A 1,162-nucleotide genomic window follows, 5' to 3' on the forward strand; every position below is an offset into this window, starting at 1 on the left:
CCGACCCGGACACATAGGTAACATTATGTATCGGAGAGATGGGTTACACTTTTGCTCCGAACGGGTTGTCGATTGTTTGCAGGGTCCTCTGTTCGAGGTCAATGTATCCGAGATCATAGTGCATAAAAGTGACGAGCCAGATCCCGTCATCGACTTCGGTGATACCAACGCGCTGACCGGCGAGCACGGTGGAGATGTTGATTTTTTTCCGGTGCATGCAGATCCGTCCACAAGAAGTTATGAGCACCTCGCGATCATGGAAGGGATAGTCGATCTCCGGCAAGCCGTCATAGACGCGTGACGACTGAGTGTAGATTTCTGCCGGGGTCGCCATATCGAGGCCTTCATGCGGGCGTTCTGTGTTGTATTCCCTGACGAAATCATCGAACCGCACCTGCTGTTGCAGGTGATTTTCGCAGGCCGGCCGGGTGGTTTCCTGCTTCAGGGTCAGGTGCATGCGCTCATGCCGGCCATTCTGCTGCGGATGGCCTGGCTTGATGCGTTCGATGGCGACGCCGAGTCTGAGCCACCAGACAGAGAGTTTCGAGAGATTGTAGAGCCCGTTGGGACTGGCAAACGGGACGCCATTGTCCGAGCGTATGGCATCGGGCAGTCCACGCGCCTGGAACAGGGTGTGGAAGGCCTCGATGACGGGTACTTCCTTTGTGCCCTCCAATGCCTCGCAGGCCAGGATGAAGCGCGAAGCATGGTCGGTTACGGTCAAAGGATAACAATATGCCTGATTGCCGAGACGGAACTCTCCCTTGAAGTCAACACACCAGAGGGCATTGGGAACCGATCCGGATGAAAGGGGCGTTCCCAATGCCCTCTGGCGTTTCCTGCGAGCCCGGCTGACAAGGCCACGGCGGTCGAGAACCGCATGGATGGTCGAGTGGGCGGGAATGCGCACGTCACCCGCCAGGCGGCGCACCAGGAGCTCCCTGATCTTGCGAGCACCCCAATGGGGCTTGTCCTTCTTGGCTTCGATGATCGCCTGCTCTATCGGCACCGGCAGCTGGTTGGCATACCGCACTGGCCGACGGGAACGATCCTCCAGGGCGATCAGCCCCTCTTCCTTGTAGCGATTGAAGATCTTGTAGCCAGTCTTCCGGGAAATCCCGAACTCCCGGCAAAGATCTGTCATCGATTCGCCCTCAAGCCG

1 protein-coding gene is annotated in these 1,162 nt (G+C 57.8%); it reads right to left on the reverse strand.

Going from position 1 to position 1,162, the window contains the following annotated elements; translation table 11 throughout:
* Positions 1-43 precede the first annotated feature (43 nt).
* A partial coding sequence (locus tag HY30_RS17455; RefSeq protein WP_034743998.1) for an integrase core domain-containing protein occupies positions 44-1,162 on the reverse strand: 1,119 nt, incomplete at its 5' end.

It is taken from the genome of Hyphomonas chukchiensis, from assembly GCF_000682695.1.
GTDB classification, from domain to species: domain Bacteria; phylum Pseudomonadota; class Alphaproteobacteria; order Caulobacterales; family Hyphomonadaceae; genus Hyphomonas; species Hyphomonas chukchiensis.